This is a genomic window from Sphingomonas ginsenosidimutans, from assembly GCF_002374835.1.
Taxonomy (GTDB): domain Bacteria; phylum Pseudomonadota; class Alphaproteobacteria; order Sphingomonadales; family Sphingomonadaceae; genus Sphingomonas; species Sphingomonas ginsenosidimutans.
Genome location: NZ_NWVD01000002.1, coordinates 465,675 through 479,441 on the forward strand (window position 1 = coordinate 465,675; position 13,767 = coordinate 479,441).

The window sequence follows — 13,767 nt, forward strand, 5'->3', positions numbered from 1 at the left end:
GCATGACGCATATCCTGCTGACCGGATCGACCCGCGGCATCGGCGCCGCGATCGCCGCCCGGCTGTCCGCCATCCCCGGCGTGCGGCTGGTCGGGCACGGCACCGCCGCCGGCATCGCCGCCGACTTCGCCGATCCCGCCGGCGCCGACCATCTATGGGAACGCGCGCTCGACCGGCTCGACGGGCGGATCGACGTCCTCATCAACAACGCCGGCATCTTCGAGGCCGCGCCGATCGATGCCGATGATGCCGACTGGCTCGCCGCGTGGCAGCGCACGGTGCAGGTCAACCTGACCGCCGCGGCGCAACTGTCGCGCCACGCGGTGCGCCACTGGCTGGCGCGGGAGAACGGCGGCCGCCTCGTCAACGTCGCCAGCCGCGCCGCCTATCGCGGCGACAGCCCCGCGCACTGGCATTATGCCGCGGCCAAGGCGGGGATGGTCGCGATGACGAAGACGATCGCGCGCGGCTATGCCGCCCAGGGCGTGCTCGCCTTCGCGATCTGCCCCGGCTTCACGATGACCGGGATGGCCGACGACTATCTCGCCAGCCGCGGCGGCGACAGGCTGCTCGCCGACATCCCGCTCGGCCGCGTCGCGCAGCCGGAGGAAGTGGCGGAGGTCGCGCGCTTCCTATCGCTCGATGCGCCGCCGTCGATGACCGGCGCGGTGCTCGACGTGAACGGGGCCAGCTATGTCCGATAAGGTCGACAGCTGGCGCGTCACGCTGCCGTGCACCCGTGCCGAGGCGGAGGCGATCGACGCCGCCGACGATCTGGTGATCGAAGCGGTGCTGATGACCACCGAGGAGGTGGAGGACGATCGCGAACGCTGGCGGCTCGACGCCTATGTCGAGGATGAGCCCGACGCCGCGCTGCTCGCCGCGCTCGCCGCGCTGGTCCCCAGCGCCGCCGGAACCGCCCCGGTCGTCACCCCGCTGGGCGCGGAGGACTGGGTGGCGATGAGCCAGGCCGGGCTGGAGCCGATCCGCGAGGGCCGCTTCGTCGTCCACACCAGCGCGCATCCCGTCGCCGCGCCGCCGGGCGGCCGCGCCTTCCTGATCGATGCCGGGCAGGCGTTCGGCACCGGCCACCATGCCACCACCTCCGGGTGCCTGGCGATGCTCGACGGCATGGCCGACCGCGCCTTCGCCAATGTCATCGATCTGGGCACCGGCACCGGGCTGCTCGCCTTCGCCGCGCGTCACCTGTGGCCCGCCGCGACGATCACCGCGACCGATATCGATCCCGCCGCGATCCACGTCACGCACGAGAATGCGGCGGAGAACGGTATCGACGCGCTCCACCTGATCGTCGCCGACGGCGCGCTGTCGGACGATATCGCCGCGCGCGCACCCTATGACCTGGTCATCGCCAACATCCTCGCCGGCCCGCTGATCTCGATGGCGCCGGAGGTGGCGGCGATCGCCGCGCCCGGCGCCGCAATCGTGCTGGCGGGGCTGCTCGACACGCAGCGTGAACAGGTGATCGCCGCCTTCGCCGCATGCGGCTGCACGCTGGAACTGGTCGACCGGCGCGGCGACTGGACGATCCTGCGCCTTTCCGCTGGCACGACCCGCTACGTGCCGACACGGCCGATCGACCCCAAGGGCCGCGACGGTTGGGCGCTCGATCTGTAGCGCGCCGGGCCGCGCGCGGCGTCCTCGCGCTCGCGCTGCTGCTTGCCGGCTATGTACTGGCGGGGCTGCTGGGCGGACTGGTGCCGCGCAACCCCGACTGGCGACCGCCACCTGCCGGCGGGGTGACGATCTTCGTCGAGGATAACGGCATCCATACCGGTATCGTCGTGCCCAAGGTGGCGGCCGGCGTCGACTGGCGCAGCGACTTCCCCGCCGCCGACTTGGGCGATCCACGCTACGCCGGCTACGATTACCTCGCGATCGGCTGGGGCGAACGCGGCTTCTTCCTGGGCACGCCGCACTGGTCGGACCTGCGCCCCGCGACCATCCTCCACGCCGCGATCGGCAGCGACGATACGCTGCTGCATGTCGAACATATCCCGCGTCCGGCGGTGACCCGCCACACGCGCGCGATCACGCTGCGCCCCGCCGAATATCGCCGCCTCGCCACCACGATCCGAGCCGCCCGTGCATCGGGCACGGCGCTGCCGGGCTACGATCGCCACGACGCCTTCTACCCTGCGCGCGGCCATTACGATGCGATACGGACGTGCAATCAGTGGACCGGCGCGACGTTGGCGACGGCGGGCGTCCGGGTCGGTGCTTGGACGCCTTTCCCGGTCACTGTGCTGCGCTGGTTCTGACCGGAACGTTGCCCCAGCGAAGGCTGGGACCTCCTCCGGCTCCTGCCCCGCCCCATCACCCACGGCCTCGGCCTCAACCGGCACCAAGCGCCTCCATCGCTGGCCTCAGTTCGCCGCGCCGGTCTGGTTCGCCATCTCGCCGCGCTCTGGCGACATCGTCGGCGCAGGCCCGGTGGCGGGGCGCAGCGCCTCGCGTTCACTGTCGGGCACCGGCGCGGTCGGATCGGGGCGGAAGGCCTCGGGCGCCCGCGCCGTCCCGGGCGTCGCGGCGGCGGGGGCGAGATCGGGCGCGGCGTGTTCCGCACCGGGATCGGCATCCATCACGGTGAAAAACCGGTCGAGCCACCCCAGCTTCAGTGCCGCCGTCATGCCCGCCGCGATCGCGCCCACCGCGCCGGCGGCAACCGCCATGCGGGTACGGCCGGGCCGGTCGGCGGCGGTGGCGGGTTTGCGGGGGCGTTTTCTCTTGTTCGGTGCGCGGGTCATATGCGGTCAACACGGGTGCGCGCGCGCGGTTCCCGTCATGCCCGCGGGGTGGTAGCGTGCGCGCCATGTCCATCCACGACGACCTGATCCTCCAGACGCTGGAGCCCGTCACCCACGATCTGGGCGGCTTCAAGGTCCATCGCACGCTGCCGCATCGCGAACGCACGATGGTGGGGCCGTTTATCTTCTTCGACCAGATGGGCCCCGCGCACCTGCCGCCGGGCGGGGGGATCGACGTGCGCCCGCACCCGCATATCGGGCTGTCGACGGTTACCTATCTGTTCGACGGTGCGTTCCAGCATCGCGATTCGCTGGGCACCGATGCGCGGATCACGCCGGGCGCGGTCAATCTGATGACCGCGGGGACCGGCATCGTCCATTCCGAACGCTCGCCCGCCGATGCGCGTCCCGGCGGCGCGGCGCTTTCGGGGATCCAGACGTGGCTCGCGCTGCCCGACGGGCGGGAGGATATCGCCCCCGCCTTCGAACATGTCGCGGCCGACGCGCTGCCGCTGGTGGAGGCAGGTGGCGCGCAGGCGCGCGTGATCATGGGCGATCTGTGGGGCGCGGGCGCGCCGACCACGACGCATGCCGCCACCATCTATGCCGACATCCTGCTCGACGCGGGCGCCGCCGTGCCGATCGACGATGCGGCGGAGGAGCGCGCGATCTACCTCGCCCACGGCGATGCCACGCTCGACGGGCTGGTGCTGGAACCGCAGCGGCTCTACGTCCTGCGCCCTGGCGTGCGTGCGCGCCTGTCGTCGGCGCGCGGTGGCCGCGCGATGCTGGCGGGCGGGTCGGCGTTCGCGACGCCGCGGCACGTGTGGTGGAACTTCGTCCATTCCTCGCGCGAGGCGATCAACGAGGCGAAGCGCGCGTGGAAGGCCGGGCGCTTCGCCGCCGTACCGGGCGACAGCGAGGCGATCCCGCTGCCCGAACTGACGCCCAAGACCGTCAGCTACCCCTGACGCTTCACAGCGCCTGCGCCGCGGCCCAGCCGCTCGCCCAGGCCCATTGGAAGTTGTAGCCGCCTAGCCACCCGGTCACGTCCACCGCCTCGCCAATCGCATACAGGCCGGGCAGGTGCCGCGCCGCCATCGTCTTGGACGACAGGCCGGCGGTGGCGATCCCGCCGACCGTCACCTCCGCCTTGGCGAACCCCTCGGTCCCGTCGGGGTGGAAGCGCCAGTCGGCCAGCCGTGCCTCCGCCGCCGCCAGCGCGCGGTCGCTCGCCGCGCCCAGCTCGCCCACCCCGATCCGCTCCGCCAGCGTCTCGGCCAGCCGCGCGGGCAGCCCCAGCGCCCCCGCCAGCGTCGCGCGCGGCCGCGCGCGCTTGGCCGCGACCAGCCAGCCCGGCGCGGCATCGGGGCGGAAGTCGATGCCGATCGCCTCGCCGTGCCGCCAGTAGCTCGATACCTGCAGGATCGCCGGGCCGGACAGTCCGCGGTGGGTGAACAGCGCGGCCTCCGCGAACGCCGCCTTGCCCGCACGCGCCACCACCGGCGTGGCGACGCCCGACAGCGCGCGGAACAGCGCCTCGTCGCCCGGCAGCGTCAGCGGCACCAGCGCGGGGCGCGGTTCCACCACCTTCAACCCGAACCGCCGCGCCAGATCATAGGCGATGCCGCTCGCCCCCAGCTTGGGGATCGACGGCCCGCCGGTCGCGATCACCAGCGCGGGCGCGGCGACGGTGCGCGCGCCGTGGCGCACGGTGAACATGCCGTCGGCATGTCCCACCTCGCCCAGCGGCGCACCCAGCCGGATCGTCACGCCCCCCGCCGCGGCTTCGTCCAGCAGCATCGCGACGATCTGCCGCGCCGATCCGTCGCAGAACAATTGCCCCAGCGTCTTTTCGTGCCACGCGATCCCGTGCCGTTCGACCAGCGCGACGAAATCGGCGGCGGTGTAGCGGCCCAGCGCCGACTTGGCGAAATGCGGGTTGGCGGACAGATAGCGGTCGGCGGCGGCGTCGCGGTTGGTGAAGTTGCACCGCCCGCCCCCGGAAATCAGGATCTTGCGCCCCGGCTCCGGCACATGGTCCAGCACCACGACCCGCCGCCCGCGCTGCCCCGCGACCGCCGCGCACATCAGCCCGGCGCCGCCCGCCCCCAGCACGATCGCATCGAATGTCTCCACCCCCGCGCCCGTGTCACAACCGCGCGCGCGATACTAGGGCGCAGGCGGCGGCACCGGTTCATCGCGCAGCGCCGCGTCCAGCGTCGCGAACGCTGCGGTCGCAGCCACCGCCGCGTCGATCGCCGCCTCCAGCGCACGATAGGCGGCCAGCACGCGCCGCCCGGCGTCGGTCACCGCCGCGCCCCCGCCCCCGCCACGCCCCGTCACCACCAGCCGTTCGCGCCAGCAACGGTTCATCTCGTCCACCAGCAGCCAGCAACGGCGATAGCTGATCCCCAGCGCGCGCCCCGCGGCGGAGATCGAGCCATGCTCGGCGATCGCCTCCAGCAGGTCGGCCTTGCCCGGCCCCAGCGCGATCGCCTCCCCGCACAGGATCTGGGCCTTCAGCTTCAGGGGACCGTGGCGCATCGCGCGCATGATGCGCCGCGCGCGCGGGTCAGGTCAACGCCACCGCCGCGCGGTCCACCGAGGCAGTCGCGGCGGCATATTCGGTGCAATTGCCCGCCCAGTTCTGGTAGATGCGCCCGTTCGCCGCCTTGTACCAGCTGTTGCACTGCGGATCGGCCCAGACGGTGCCGGCCAGCAGCTGTTCGATCCGCTGCTGGAACCGCGCCTGCGCCTCGGCGGTCACGTCGGCGGCGCTGGCGCCCTCGGCTTCCAGCGCGTCGAGCGTGCGCAGCATGTACGCCACCTGCTGTTCGATCATGAAGCTGATCGAATTGTGCCCCAGGTTGGTGTTGGGGCCATAAAGGACGAACATGTTCGGAAAGCCCGCCACCATGATCCCCAGATAGGCTTCCGGCCCGTCCGCCCATGCCTGGCGCAGCGTGCGCCCGCCGTTGCCGGCGACCTCCATCGACCAGTTCCACTCGGTCGTCTCGAATCCGGTGGCGAAGATCATCACGTCCAGCTCGATCAGCCCGTCGGGGGTGCGCACCCCGCCCGGCTCGATCATGTCGACCCCGCCGGTCACCAGCGTCACATTGTCGCGGCACAGGGCAGGGTAGAAATCGTCGCAGATCAGGATGCGCTTGCACCCGACCGGATAATCGGGGGTCAGCTTCGCGCGCAGGTCCGGGTCGGGCACCTGCGCCGCCAGATGATCGAGCGCGGTACGCGTGAACGCCGCGCGCCCCTCCGGTGTCCACTGGAACGCCTGCCACGTCAGGAAATCGGCCTGGTCGAAGATCATCGCGCGCTGCGCCGCGCCCAGCTTCATCGCCACGTCCATGCGCGTCGCCATCAGCGCCTTGGCCTCCGGCGTGATCGCCACGTCCATGCGCGGCACGATCCAGTTGGGGGTGCGCTGGAACACCGTCAGATGCCCGGCGACCTTCGCCACCTCCGGGATCAGCTGCACCGCGCTGGCCGCCGATCCGATCACGCCGACGCGCTTGCCGGTCAGGTCGATGCCCTCGGGCCAGTCGGCGGCGTGGAACATCGTGCCAGCGAAGGTCTCTCGTCCCGCGATCGCCGGCCATTGCGGCCGCGACAATTGCCCCAGCGCGGGGACGATCGCGTCGAACGTCGCGCGCGCGCCCTTTTCCGTCTCCACCGTCCAGTGCCGCGCGCCCTCGTCCCAGGCGGCGCGCACCACGCCTTCGTTCAGGTGCAGCACCTCGCCCAGCCCGAATTGTTCGACCAGCGATTGCGTATAGGCGTGGATTTCCGGCCCGCGCGCATAATGGTGGCTCCAGTGCGGGTTGGGGGCGAAGCTGAACTGGTACAGGATCGCCGGCACGTCGCACGCCACGCCGGGATAGCGGTTGGCGCGCCACGTGCCCCCCACCGAATCGGCATGTTCGTAGATCGTCACCTCGTGTCCGGCCTCGCGCGCCTTGATCGCGGCGCACAGCCCGCCCATCCCCGCACCGATCACCGCGATCCGCTTGCCCATCCTGCCTCTCCTCATGCGGTCTGTCGCCGCGCGCCGGCAGAATGCCGCGCAGGTGCCGTGAAGGGAAGCGGTTAAAGTCGATCGTTTTAGAAGCGGAAAGGTCGCTCCCTTCTCACGGCGGCGGCGTGTCGCGCTGCTTCTGGATCAGCGCCACCGCGATCATCGCCAGCAACCCCAGCGGAAACCACAGTCCCGGCTTGCCCACGACGATACCGATGAACCAGAATATCGCCAGCGCGGCGAACGGGGTGAACTTCGTCATGGCGCAACGCTATGGCGTCGACGCGACCCCGACAAGTATCCTACGATCGCCCGCCCACACACGTGACGCGATCAGCGCCGCTGCGGGTGCGACGGAGTCGGTGTCGGACGCCTCCGGGGGTGGCGGAGGCGCAGGTCGGTCCCCGCCGGTCTTACCCTCCGATCGAATAGGTCACGGACACCTGCTGGCGCGTCTCGATCGGCGCCGGAGTCACGTCGATCGCCACCGGCGCCATAGCCTCAGGGGGTGGGGGCGGCGGCGGGGGCGGCGCCGCCCGCATCGCCGCGCCCATGACGATCGGTTCGTACCCCTCCTGGTCGGTGACGGTCACGATCGCGCCCAGCGGCGTCCCCGCACCCGTGGCGACCGCCTCCGCCCGCGTCTTCGCATCCGCGATGGCGGCGGCGGTGGCGCGCGCCTGCGCCTCGCGCGGGTTCGAGAGCGAAAAGCCCGTCAGCCGTGCATCGCTCGCTCCCAGCCGTGCGGCCAGTCCCACCGCAGTCCCCGCCTTGCCGATCGCGCCGGTGCGCACCCCGGCCTGCATCCGCGCCAGATAACCGGTGATCGCGCACGCCCCCTGGCTCAGCCGCGGGCGCCCGTTATAGCCCTGGTCGTCGCAGGCGCGGTCCTTCACCTCGATGACGATGACGTTGCCGGTGGTGATCTCGGCCCCCGCGCCCAGCAACCCGCCCAGCGCACCCGCGATCGCTTTCTGCCGCGTCGCCAGCGCGCGGCTCGCCTCGTCCGGGGTCGTGCCTTCGCCGCGCACCCAATAGTCGAGCCGTGCCGTATCGGGCGGGGTCCGCACCACGCCCACCCCGGTCACGCGGATCGTCCGTTCCGGCCCGGCGGGCGCCTGCGCCATCCCCGCCGCCGGTACCAGTGCCGCCGCAGCGGCCAGCATCGCATGTCGCATCACGTCGCCCTCCTCGATTCCCGGCGTCAGATCCTCGCCTCAGATCGCCGCCAGCGCCTGTTCCATGTCGGCGATCAGATCGTCGGCATCCTCGACCCCGATCGAGATGCGCACCAGATTGTCGGTGATTCCCAGCGACTGCTTGCGCTCGTCCGCGACCGACAGATGCGTCATCGCCGCCGGGTGGCTGGCCAGCGTCTCGGTCCCGCCCAGGCTGACCGCCAGCTTGGCGATCCTGAGCGCGTCGAGGAACCGGAACGCCTCCGCCTCGCCGCCCTTCAGGTACAGCGAGAAGGTGGAGCCGCCCCCGGTGCAATGCCGGCGGTAGATATCGGCCTGCCGCCCCTCCGCCTCCGCCAGGAAGCCGAGATAGCCGACCCGCTCCACCTTGGAATGATCGCGCAGGAACGCGCACACCTTGGCGGCATTGTCGCCGGCGCGGCTCATCCGGAGTTCCAGCGTCTCCAGGCTGCGCAGCAGCATCCACGCGGTATTGGGGTCGCAGATCGTGCCGATCGTGTTCCGCATCGCGCGGATCGTGTTGATCAGCGCCTTGGCGCCCAGCACCCCGCCGGCGACCAGATCGGAATGGCCCCCGGCATATTTGGTCAGGCTGTAGACGACCACGTCGGCGCCGTGGCGCAGCGGCTGCGACCACAACGGCCCCAGGAAGGTGTTGTCGATCGCGATCGGCGGCATGTCGGCGGCATCCGCAAAGATCGCGTCGCGGCTCGCCGCCACCGCCTCGACATCGACCAGCGCATTGGTCGGGTTCGCCGGGCTTTCCAAATAGATCAGCGCCACCCGTCCGCCGTCCGCGGCGCGCTGCAGCACCGCATCGATCTCCTCGCGCGTGGCGCCGGCGGGGAAATCGAGCCATTTCACCCCGAACTGCCCCAGCACGCGCGCGATCAGCGTCTCAGTCGCGGCATAGAGCGGGCCGGAATGGACGATCGTGTCGCCCGGCCGCACCAGCGACAGGAACAGCGTCGCGATCGCCGACATGCCGCTGGAAAAGGTCAGCGCATCCTCCGCGCCTTCCCAGATGCCCAGCCGGTCCTCCAGTATCTCCTGGTTGGGGCCATTGAACCGCGAATAGACCAGCCCCTCCGCGCCGCCGGGGCGCTTGCCGGTCACGCCCTCGAAATGGCGCTTGCCGGCGGCGGCGTTGGGGAACACGAACGTGCTGGTCAGGAACACCGGCGGCTTCAGCGCGCCTTCCGACAGCGCCGGGTCGTATCCATGGCCCATCATCAGCGTCGCGGGTTTCAGCCGGCGTCCGCCGATCGCATCGACCTCCGGTTTGGCGGAACGCCGCGTCGTCTCCACGCCGGTCAGCGTGTCCTCGGTCTCGCCGCTCATGCGTCCTCGTCCTCTTCTGTCTTATTTGGATCGATAGGGGATGAAATCGCCCATCGCACAGCTGCCGGTCGGCATCCCGATCGGCAGGTTGACGGTCTGCGCGATATCGCCGCGGCACAGCCGGCCCTGATACTGGCGCGTCACCAGCGTGTCGCCGCGCGCGACGTTGCTGCACCCGCCGCCGGTGTCGCTGACATAGACCAGCTTGCTGCTGACCCGGTAGATCAGCTTGCCGTCATAGGCGGTCAGCCGCGGGTTGTTGAACCGCGTGTCGATGCACGTCTCCGGCTTGCCGGGGGTCTTGCCCGCCAGCAGCTGCCGATATTCCGCCGCCGCCTTCGCCTCGACGGAACCGCGCGCCGGTTCGCGCTGGGCGTTGGCGCCGACCACCGCCAGCGCGCTCAATGCCGCCGCGGCGGTGAAGCTGATGAGGAACCGCATTCGCTCTCTCCCAATCCGTCCCCCGCGCCCGACATATCCGATAACGCACGAACGCTAGAATGCATCCTTCGCCGCGCGCAGTCGCGCCAGTTCGTCGGCATCCGCCGCGCGCAGGAACGGGTTGGTCGCACGTTCCGCGTGGATCGTGGTCGGCACCGTCGCCTCGCCCGCGGCGCGCAGCGCGTCGACGTCGCGCATCCGCGCGATCAATGCGGCGTTGTCGGGGTCCACCGACAGCGCGAAACGCCCGTTCGACTGCGTATATTCGTGCCCGCAATAGACGTTCGTGGCGTCATCCAGCGTCGCGAATCGCTGCATGTTCGCGAACATCTGCGTCGCATCGCCCTCGAACAGCCGCCCGCACCCCATCGAAAACAGCGTATCGCCGGTGAAAATGGCGTCCGCACCGTCGAAATGGAACGCGATATGCCCCGCCGTATGCCCCGGAACGGCCATCACACGCGCGCGCTGTGCGCCCAGTTCCACCGTATCGCCCTCGCCAACGCCCTCTTCCAGCGCCGGAATCTTCGCGCGTTCCGCCTCCGGGCCGATGATCCGCGCGCCCGTCGCCGCCTTCACCCCGGCGGCGCCACCGACGTGATCGGGGTGCCAGTGCGTCAGCCACACCGCCCCGATGTGCCACCCGCGCGCCGTCGCGGCCGCCAGCACCGGCGCCGCTTCCCCCGGATCCACCACCATCACCGCGCCCGTCTGCGGCTCCCGGACAAGCCAGCTGTAGTTATCCGACAGCACCGGGACACGCGCGATCTCCAGCGTCATATCACCACGTCCCCATGTTCGGCATCGACACCCACGGTTCCGCCGGCTCCAGAACCCCGTCCTGCAGCAACTCGATCGAGATGCCGTCCGGGGTCTTCACGAACGCCATATGCCCGTCGCGCGGGGGGCGGTGGATGATGTGCCCGGCGTCGGCCAGCCGCTGGCAGGTGGCGTAGATATCCTCCACCCGGTACGCCAGATGCCCGAAGTTGCGCCCGCCGGCATATTCCTCGGGGTCCCAGTTGTGGGTCAGCTCCACCTCGGCCCGCGCGCGCTCGCCGGGGCCGGCGATATCCTCGTCCGCCGCCAGGAAGATCAGCGTGAACCGCCCCTTCTCATTCTCGATCCGCCGCACCTCGCGAAGGCCCAGCAGGTCGAAGAAGGCGATCGTGGCATCGGGGTCGCTGACCCGGATCATCGTGTGGAGATACTTCATGTTCCGCCTCTCGTCGTCACGGCACCACGTCTTCTACCGCGCGGATCAGCAGCGCGATATCATCCTCGCGCGACAATCGGTGGTCGCCGTCCTTCACCAGCCACGTCTGGACGTGCGGCGAGCGGATCAGCCCCGCCAGCGCGACCGTGCGGTGCCACGGCACGTCCGGGTCCGCCTGCCCCTGCAGGAACCGCACCGGGCCATCGAAGGCGATCGGCCCGTGCATCAGCCGGCTAGCCTCCCCCGATTGCCAGAAGCGCCGCGTGTAGACGGTCGGCGCGGGACCATAGGGATTGGCGCGCTCCAGCCGCCCGTGCTGGAGGAGGTACATCTTCTCGTCCTGGCTGAACCCCCAGTCGGTGAAGTCGGGCGCGGGCGCGATGCCGACCAACGCGGCGACGCGGTCGGGCCGCGCCAGCGCCGCCAGCAGCATCAGCCACCCGCCCATCGACGATCCCACCAGCACCACCGGGCCACTGACGGCATGATCGATCATCGCCAGCACGTCGTCGCGCCAGTCGGCCAGCGACTGGTCCTCGAACGCGCCCTCGCTGGCGCCGCATCCGCCATAGTCGAAGCGCAGGAACGCGCGCCCGGTCGCCACCGCCCACGCCTCCAGCGCCAGCGCCTTCGTCCCGCCCATGTCGGAGGCATAGCCCGGCAGGAACACGATCGCCGGGCCGCTCCCCTCGGTCAGGTGATAGGCAAGGCGCGGGCGGGCGGCAGGGGCAGCATCGGTCATCGCCCCGTAGCTAGGGTCGAGGCTCATTGCTGGCAATGGCGATCGCCACATGAAGCAACGATGAAGAACAGGCGACCGCGCGCCAAGATGAACGTACACCAAATGACGCATGAACATTTGTCCATGTCGATCAGGGCAAGCAACCGCCCCGATATCACGACCGTTCCAGCAGCCTCATCGTTGATGGAGGCTGAAATGAACAGGATCATGATCGGAATCGTCGGCGCCGCGATGATGGCATCGGCCGGCACCGCCTTTGCCGCGCCGGCGCTTCGCGAACAGGCGGTGGTGCCGGGCAGCGGCGGTGCGCGCTATGTCGCGATGCTCAGCGACCGCGGGCAGGATTTCACCGCGGTGTGCGGCGACCGCGCCGGGGTGGATGCGATCTTCCAGCCCGAAGCCGTCAGCTGGAACGTCGCGCCCGCCGGCAAGGGGCATGAGCGCGTGACCGAGGACGTGCGCGGCCTCGAACGGCTGGTCCCGGTGTCGGTCGAAACCTGCCGCGTCAACGCCGGCGACCATTTCGACCATGCGGTCCGCCAGGCGATGCGCCAGCACGCCAGCTGAGCCGCAGGACGGGCGGCGCGGGCCGCGCTATTCCCGCCGCGCCGCCAGTCCCGCGACCATCTCCGCCGCCAGCAGCGGCAGCGTATCGTCGCGCGCGCCCATCACCACGATCCGGTCGCCCGCGCGCGCCAGCGCGACGCAATGCGCCGCCGCCTCCGCGCGGTCCGCAATATGCACCGCCTGCGCGCCCGCCAGCACCACGTCGCGGACGATATCGGCGCTGGTCACCTCGCGCACTGTCGTCCCGCCCTGATAGACGGGATCGGGCATCACCAGCAGGTCGCCCGCACGCAGTTTCCCGGCGAACATCGCCACCAGTTCGGCACGCATCACCTTCAGCGGGCCGAAGCCGTGCGGCTGGAACAGCACGATGACGCGCCCGGGAAAGGCGTGCAGCGTGTCCAGCGTGGCGGCGATCTTGTCGGGATTGTGCCCGAAATCGTCGATCACTGCGACGCCATCGGCCTCCCCCACCAGGTCGAACCGCCGGCGCAAGCCGGTGAAGCGCGCGATCCCCGCCAGCGCCTGTTCCATCGGCAGCCCGGCGGCCAGCACCGCGCCGATCGCCGCCAGCGCATTGGCGACATTGTGCCGCCCGGGCACGCGCAGCGCCACGCGCCCCGCCGCCATCCCGCGCCGCGCCAGATCGAACGACACCGCGAACGGCGCCTCCGCGATCGCACCGGCATACAGGTCCGCGGCCGGATCGCGCAGCGACACGCGCGTCACCCGCTCCGCCGGCAACGCCGCGGCGGCGCGTGCGGCATCGTCGTTGTCGGCATTGACCACGCCGTGCCGCGCCTTGGCCAGAAAATCGCCGAACAGCCGGTTCAGCTCCTCCAGCGACTTGTGATCCAGGCTGACGTTGTTCAGCACCGCCACCTGCGGCCGGTACAGCGCGATCGACCCGTCGCTTTCGTCCACCTCGCTGACATAAGAATCGCCCGATCCGACCAGCGCGCTGGCGAAGGGGCGGTCGGCGGCGACGAAATCCTTCATCACCGCGCCGTTCATCACCGTGGGATCGGTGCCGGCATGGTGCAGGATCGTCGCGATCATGCCGGTCACCGTCGACTTGCCGCTGGTCCCCGCGACGCCGATCGGCATCCGGCTGGCGTTGAACAGCGCGGCGTTCAGCTCGGCACGCGACATGCGCGCGCAGCCATGGTCGCGCGCGGCGACCATGTCGGCGACCGTCGCCTCCACCGCGGCCGAGGCGACGACGGTCTGTCCCTCGTCGCTGATGCCGCTGCCGTCCTGCGGGAACAAGGCGATGCCGCGCGCGCGCAATTCGTCGAACTTGGCGGGGACCCGCCCCTGGTCCAGCCCCCGGTCGCTGCCCGCGACGATCGCGCCGCGCCCCGCCAGGATCATCGCCAGCGGCATCATCCCCGATCCGCCGATACCGACCAGGAAGAAGCGCCGGTCGCGCACGTTGCCGTCATGCATGGCGGTAC

General features: G+C 70.8%; 18 protein-coding genes. 5 read left to right on the forward strand and 13 right to left on the reverse strand.

Going from position 1 to position 13,767, the window contains the following annotated elements:
- The first annotated feature begins 2 nt into the window (after positions 1-2).
- Genes COA17_RS07850 through COA17_RS07860 form a run of 3 tightly spaced genes read left to right on the forward strand, consistent with a single transcriptional unit; the run spans position 3 to position 2,282 of the window.
- A complete protein-coding gene (locus COA17_RS07850) occupies positions 3-704 on the forward strand; it encodes an SDR family NAD(P)-dependent oxidoreductase (RefSeq protein WP_066487578.1) in 702 nt (233 codons plus the stop codon).
- Positions 694-1,638 carry a 50S ribosomal protein L11 methyltransferase gene (locus COA17_RS07855; protein ID WP_096611431.1) on the forward strand — a complete coding sequence of 315 codons (945 nt, stop codon included), beginning with the start codon at positions 694-696 and terminating at the stop codon, positions 1,636-1,638. Before COA17_RS07850 ends, COA17_RS07855 begins: the two co-directional genes overlap by 11 nt.
- Positions 1,620-2,282 carry a TIGR02117 family protein gene (locus COA17_RS07860; RefSeq protein ID WP_245857543.1) on the forward strand — a complete coding sequence of 221 codons (663 nt, stop codon included), beginning with the start codon at positions 1,620-1,622 and terminating at the stop codon, positions 2,280-2,282. Before COA17_RS07855 ends, COA17_RS07860 begins: the two co-directional genes overlap by 19 nt.
- A gap of 105 nt (positions 2,283-2,387) precedes the next feature.
- On the opposite strand, the gene COA17_RS07865 is transcribed toward COA17_RS07860, so the two are convergent.
- On the reverse strand, positions 2,388-2,693 hold the full coding sequence (locus COA17_RS07865; RefSeq protein WP_096611433.1) for a hypothetical protein: 306 nt from the start codon (positions 2,691-2,693) through the stop codon (positions 2,388-2,390).
- A gap of 140 nt (positions 2,694-2,833) precedes the next feature.
- On the opposite strand from COA17_RS07865, the gene COA17_RS07870 reads away from it, so the two are divergent.
- A complete protein-coding gene (locus COA17_RS07870) occupies positions 2,834-3,739 on the forward strand; it encodes a pirin family protein (protein ID WP_066487635.1) in 906 nt (301 codons plus the stop codon).
- A gap of 4 nt (positions 3,740-3,743) precedes the next feature.
- On the opposite strand, the gene COA17_RS07875 is transcribed toward COA17_RS07870, so the two are convergent.
- The 11 genes from COA17_RS07875 to COA17_RS18755 all read right to left on the reverse strand — a co-directional run bounded on the left by COA17_RS07875 (position 3,744) and on the right by COA17_RS18755 (position 11,952).
- A complete protein-coding gene (locus tag COA17_RS07875; RefSeq protein WP_096611435.1) occupies positions 3,744-4,907 on the reverse strand; it encodes a BaiN/RdsA family NAD(P)/FAD-dependent oxidoreductase in 1,164 nt (387 codons plus the stop codon).
- Positions 4,908-4,940: 33 nt separating this feature from the next.
- Positions 4,941-5,315, reverse strand: a complete 375-nt coding sequence (locus tag COA17_RS07880; RefSeq protein ID WP_096611690.1) for a winged helix-turn-helix domain-containing protein — start codon at positions 5,313-5,315, stop codon at positions 4,941-4,943.
- 28 nt (positions 5,316-5,343) lie between these two features.
- On the reverse strand, positions 5,344-6,804 hold the full coding sequence (locus COA17_RS07885; RefSeq protein ID WP_066485879.1) for a flavin-containing monooxygenase: 1,461 nt from the start codon (positions 6,802-6,804) through the stop codon (positions 5,344-5,346).
- A gap of 112 nt (positions 6,805-6,916) precedes the next feature.
- Entirely contained in the window at positions 6,917-7,066 is a 150-nt protein-coding gene (locus COA17_RS19340) for a hypothetical protein (protein ID WP_176484840.1), read from the reverse strand.
- 151 nt (positions 7,067-7,217) lie between these two features.
- Entirely contained in the window at positions 7,218-7,982 is a 765-nt protein-coding gene (locus COA17_RS07890) for an SIMPL domain-containing protein (RefSeq protein ID WP_096611437.1), read from the reverse strand.
- A 39-nt stretch (positions 7,983-8,021) separates the two neighbouring features.
- Entirely contained in the window at positions 8,022-9,344 is a 1,323-nt protein-coding gene (locus COA17_RS07895; RefSeq protein ID WP_096611439.1) for a cystathionine gamma-synthase family protein, read from the reverse strand.
- Between the two features lie 21 nt (positions 9,345-9,365).
- The gene (locus COA17_RS07900) at positions 9,366-9,785 is read right to left on the reverse strand and encodes a hypothetical protein (RefSeq protein ID WP_096611441.1); all 420 of its coding nucleotides are present in this window, start codon (positions 9,783-9,785) and stop codon (positions 9,366-9,368) included.
- Between the two features lie 54 nt (positions 9,786-9,839).
- Positions 9,840-10,565, reverse strand: coding sequence for a hydroxyacylglutathione hydrolase (gene gloB / locus COA17_RS07905; protein WP_096611443.1), 726 nt, complete (start codon positions 10,563-10,565; stop codon positions 9,840-9,842).
- Between the two features lies 1 nt (position 10,566).
- A complete protein-coding gene (locus COA17_RS07910; RefSeq protein WP_096611445.1) occupies positions 10,567-11,001 on the reverse strand; it encodes a VOC family protein in 435 nt (144 codons plus the stop codon).
- A gap of 16 nt (positions 11,002-11,017) precedes the next feature.
- Entirely contained in the window at positions 11,018-11,743 is a 726-nt protein-coding gene (locus COA17_RS07915) for an alpha/beta hydrolase (protein WP_070321462.1), read from the reverse strand.
- A 23-nt stretch (positions 11,744-11,766) separates the two neighbouring features.
- Positions 11,767-11,952, reverse strand: a complete 186-nt coding sequence (locus COA17_RS18755) for a hypothetical protein (protein WP_141397052.1) — start codon at positions 11,950-11,952, stop codon at positions 11,767-11,769.
- On the opposite strand from COA17_RS18755, the gene COA17_RS07920 reads away from it, so the two are divergent.
- Positions 11,951-12,310: a hypothetical protein gene (locus tag COA17_RS07920; protein ID WP_141397053.1), complete on the forward strand. Its 360-nt coding sequence runs from the start codon at positions 11,951-11,953 to the stop codon at positions 12,308-12,310. The two genes, COA17_RS18755 and COA17_RS07920, sit on opposite strands and share 2 nt — an antisense overlap.
- A gap of 27 nt (positions 12,311-12,337) precedes the next feature.
- On the opposite strand, the gene COA17_RS07925 is transcribed toward COA17_RS07920, so the two are convergent.
- Positions 12,338-13,759 carry a glutamate ligase domain-containing protein gene (locus tag COA17_RS07925; protein ID WP_096611447.1) on the reverse strand — a complete coding sequence of 474 codons (1,422 nt, stop codon included), beginning with the start codon at positions 13,757-13,759 and terminating at the stop codon, positions 12,338-12,340.
- Between the last annotated feature and the right edge of the window lie 8 nt (positions 13,760-13,767).